At 33.8% G+C, this 4,432-nt stretch carries 5 protein-coding genes; all 5 read right to left on the minus strand.

Annotated elements, in window-relative coordinates; translation table 11 throughout:
* Positions 1–223: 223 nt before the first annotated feature.
* The 5 genes from QZZ11_RS03960 to QZZ11_RS03980 all read right to left on the minus strand — a co-directional run bounded on the left by QZZ11_RS03960 (position 224) and on the right by QZZ11_RS03980 (position 3,814).
* Positions 224–712, minus strand: coding sequence for a hypothetical protein (locus QZZ11_RS03960; protein WP_292473804.1), 489 nt, complete (start codon positions 710–712; stop codon positions 224–226).
* Positions 713–2,911 (minus strand): hypothetical protein, encoded by a 2,199-nt coding sequence (locus tag QZZ11_RS03965; RefSeq protein ID WP_292473806.1) that lies wholly within the window; start codon positions 2,909–2,911, stop codon positions 713–715.
* Positions 2,912–3,070: 159 nt separating this feature from the next.
* Positions 3,071–3,415, minus strand: a complete 345-nt coding sequence (locus QZZ11_RS03970; RefSeq protein WP_292473808.1) for a hypothetical protein — start codon at positions 3,413–3,415, stop codon at positions 3,071–3,073.
* 1 nt (position 3,416) lies between these two features.
* Positions 3,417–3,608 (minus strand): hypothetical protein, encoded by a 192-nt coding sequence (locus tag QZZ11_RS03975; protein ID WP_292473809.1) that lies wholly within the window; start codon positions 3,606–3,608, stop codon positions 3,417–3,419.
* Positions 3,590–3,814, minus strand: coding sequence for a hypothetical protein (locus tag QZZ11_RS03980; protein ID WP_292473811.1), 225 nt, complete (start codon positions 3,812–3,814; stop codon positions 3,590–3,592). Before QZZ11_RS03980 ends, QZZ11_RS03975 begins: the two co-directional genes overlap by 19 nt.
* Positions 3,815–4,432: the final 618 nt, after the last annotated feature.

Below are 4,432 nucleotides of genomic sequence, written 5' to 3' on the forward strand. Positions count from 1 at the left end.
AAGGTTAGACAATTTGAAAAGAAGGTTAGACAATTTGAAAAGAAGGTTAGACAATTTATGATAATGAATGATTGTTCAATAATAACGACAATTATTGTTCATGTTTGGGGAACATAACAACCACGAAAAAACGTTGGATCTTAAACGGTACTTTTTGTTATATTTTCGGGGGTTCATGTTACCGTTTGTTACTGTTATAAAAAAATAGTAATAAGTGGGGGGGTTATGTGAAACGGGGTTTAATTTTCTTCAATAAATGGTTGACTTTGAACATTTGGGGGGTGTTGTTCAACAAGTCAAATTCTTGTAGTATGTCCCGTTTTATTCGGGGAATTTGGTTTCGTCCCTTATAATAATAGATTGTTTTTCCGTTGGGGTATGTGTATTTGTTGTTGTCCTGGAATAGTTTTTCCAGTCCATCAAATAATATTTTGTTCGGATCTCTTTTTGGTTTGGAAAATATTTCCATGTCATACCAGGTGGAAAATAGTTTGGAATGGAACAATACTACTTCGGTATTTGTTCCGACGGGGTTTTCGTGTAGTTCATATTTTTGTTGTAGTTCCTGGAATGTTGGTTGTAACTGGATATATACTTCTTTGAATGTTGCTTCCTTGTCTACTTGAAGGCGTGTTCCTGGTTCATGTCTTAATATTTCTTGAAGTTCTTCTATGAATTGTTCTTCGTGGTGGTGTTGGTTCATTGTTGACACCTATTCAATAAAATTTTGGTTGCCCGTCCAATCTATTAAACCCGACTTGTATAGTTCTTCCAACGCTTCTTCAATGTCCTTTATAGTGTATGTTTCTTCAAGTTCATTTCGTAGTTTGGAAATAGTGTTGACGCCTTCTTCTATTTTATTGTAAATATTCTTTTCTAATGTGCCAAATATTTTGTGTTCCCCTAATGGTAGCACGGTCAATATTTCGTTTTCTTTTTGTTGGACTTCTTCAAGTGTATGTAATGTAATATTATAATACATTTTTCCGTTTTTCTTTTTCTTGTTTATGTGTGCGTTGTTGTTTGGTTCTTTTTCCGACATGAAACGTGGATATAATTGTAGTATTAATGTTCCTATTTTTTTCGGGTTTATTTCTTGTTTGTCCATTGGTTTATCTGTTGCCCGTTTGTATGCTTCGGACAATGTTGCTTGTATTTCGGTGGTTGTTACCCAATCGTTTACAACGTCCGTTCCCCGTGCTACTGGTTTTGTATATGTATGTAATAAGTTCATTATAATGTTGTTTGAAGTTAATATCTGTATTGTTCGGTCAATATTCGGTTGTATTGCTAATTGTCCGTCAAGGCTTCGGGACATATCCAACGCCCTATATTCATTTATTGCAATACTAATGACTTGTCCCAATTCGTCAACGTGTTGTTGTATTAAGTCGTCAAGGTTGGTTATTTTAGGGTATGTGTCCGTTGTTTCTTCGACCTTTGTTTCGTCAACAAATTGGTTTGGAAGTTCAATAAGTAATAACCTACTTAACAACGCCGTGTCGGACAATGGGGCGTCGGGAACACCATTTGACCCTATTATTAAAGGTAGGGACTCTATTTGTTTTTGTTCCCTTGTATACATTGCCCCACCACTTGAACCACTACCGTTTAATACTTCTTTTATTTCAGTATGGAATTTAATCAATGTGTCTTTGTCGTTTTCGTCCATGAATAAACCATGTTTCCCACGGGAATATGTTTCTATTTTGAATTGATCTTTAAAAACTTCTTGTCCTACACGTACAAAGGTATTTGGGAAACAAGTTTTTAACATTTGAAATAGTGTTGTTCTTCCTTTATTTCCCGTTCGTTCGTTTTCTTCGTCGTACAATATCAATGAAAGTTTTGTTGGGTTTCTTCCTATTACCATCATTCCCAAATATTGCATGAACAATAAAAGTTTGTTTGTTTCTTCCTGGTTTGTTTTAGGGACGAATATTTCTTTTATACGTTCCATTGGGAATGACATTTCAACTTTTCCAGTTAGTACGTCGTCAAGTCGAACACCTTCGGTATAATGGAATAATTGTAATTCGTGGGTGTCGTATGTGTTGTATGAAAGACGGTCGGTTGTAAATATAATATTGTCGTCATTCTTTTGGGTTATTTCATAGTTTCTTCGGTCAATGTACACGTTTTCCATTTCTACAATGTGGGTTTGTTCTTCCTTATAATTACACGTTCTTTCAAGAATATTATAGAAAAAATCATTCCCCTTATGAAGTTTGACGCCGTATTTGTCATTGAACAATTGTTTTAATTTGTTTTTTGTGTTTTGTTCATATGATTTTGTGTTCGGGTCAATGAAATAATATTTGGATTTGAACCCGTCCCGTTGGTTTTTGTCGGGAAATTCAACAAGGAACATATTTTCTTCTTGTTCTAATAATTCTATAAGTTCTATTTTTTTTCTTTCGATTTGTCCCCGTTCAATTTTCCCGTTTTCAAAGTCCAATAATATTTGTTTGATTTTTATTTCGTTGGAATTGTTCTTAATTATTTCTTTCATTTGTTTGTTGGTTTCGGGTTCTTCGTCCTTCGGTAACAAGGCAATAATTATTGTTTCAAATTCAAATAGTTTGTCCATTAGTTCTTCATTGTCCTGGATCAATTGTTCGTGTTCATTGTCCATGTTGTCTATTAAATGTTGAACGTATTGTCCCATACTTTTGTATTTTGTGTAGTGTTCTTCGTCCTGGTTGTAGTCGGGGGTTAATTCGTCGTACTGGAATTTGAAGAAATGTTGTATTTGTTCTTCTTCATATTCCCCAACGAAGAAAAGTTGTTCGGCAACCCATGAATATATGTGGTTCATGAAGTTTTTGTCCGTTCCGTCGGTTCGTACAATTTCCCCGTACAATTCCCATATTGTTTTTGTAATTGCTTTGTATGATAATTTTTTTGTCATTTTTTTTGTTCCCCTTCAATTAGTTGTGTTGTTCGGGGGAATGTTTGTCGTTTAATCATACCAAAAAACATTTTATTAATGAATGTGATAAATATTAATTGGTATGTAAAAAGGAACGGGAATACTATTCCAACGTGTTTTCCCATTCCTTTATTTTGATTAACATTCCATACCATCACTTAATAAGTTTCTAATTTTTTTATTTATTTTTTCTTGTTTTTCTTCAAATTTTTTGTTATATTCTCCGTTTAATTGTCCCGTTGCTTCATAACTTGTTGACAATGTCACATATTCTACAAGTTCGGTTGGGGACAAGTTACACCGACGAAACAAACCAATTAATACGTTGTGAATATTGCTTCGGAAGTCTATTTGTTCTATTTCTTCGTCCTGGTAACCTTTCAAATACCAATATTCCTTCAAACTTTCTTCCAGGTTGTCCATAAATTGTATTGTTTCCATGTCGGCGTTGTATTGTACAATTCTTGTTTCCAGGTATTGCATATTATACCAACCCCAACAACAAGTTGTCCACGTCGTCCACTTGTTCAAGTAGTGTTCGGATCATGTGTTCAATAATGTAGTTTTGTTGTTCGTTGACTGGTAGTTCCTGGAATTTGGGGTCGTGTATGTTTTCCCGTAGTTTGTCCACTACTTCGGAAACTTCGGGACTTAACCTTATAATATGTTGTAACATTTCAACACCTTTATAATTCCCACGAAGTCGACGTCGTCCATATAATCTTTTTTGTTGAATAGTTCGGCAATAGCTATATTTATTATGTCGGTTCGTGTTACCTTCTTTCGTTCTTCCAGTTCTACGGCTTTTTGTAGGTTGCTTATTAGTTCCAAATTGCTTTTGGCAATTCGTACGGTTTTCTTATTTGGGTTGTTCTTTGTCATTCTTGTTGTGTCTCCGTATGTGTTATTAAAAATAGTTGGAGACTCTATTTTTCAAGAAGTGTTCTTCGTTGACCTTGTTTTCCGTATTGTTGGATTTTGTATTTGTGGGTGTTGTCGAAGTTGTTCAAATATTGAAGTAAATATTATATATGGTTGTACACAAAAATAGTCGTATACAACCAACAAACAATATTCAATAAACAACTTGTTTGTGTTCTATGTATTCGGTGTTTTGGGTTCGTGGTTGTTTTTCCTTTGTGGTATTCGGGAAAACAATTTCAAAACACTTTTTGAATTAGACAACTATTTTTAATGATTATTATTTTGTTTTTCGTATTATTTATAGTTAGTCCGTTTGGACGTATTATTTTTTGTTTCCTTCAACTTTCGGGGTTGTTGTGTTGTACTTCTTGTTTTGTACTACATTCTACGTAGTCTATTCTAATATTATATTGAACACCCCTATTTTACAATACCAAAAACAAACCGTTTAATATAGGTGTCGTGATTATTTTTTCATGCTTTCGTTGTTTTTTCTTCTTCTTCCTACTGTTAGTTAGTTTACTTGTATAGTAAACTATATTAATAAGACACTACAAAGAGTTATACAAGAAAAAG

The sequence above is a fragment of the Methanosphaera sp. genome (assembly GCF_016282985.1).
GTDB lineage: Archaea > Methanobacteriota > Methanobacteria > Methanobacteriales > Methanobacteriaceae > Methanosphaera.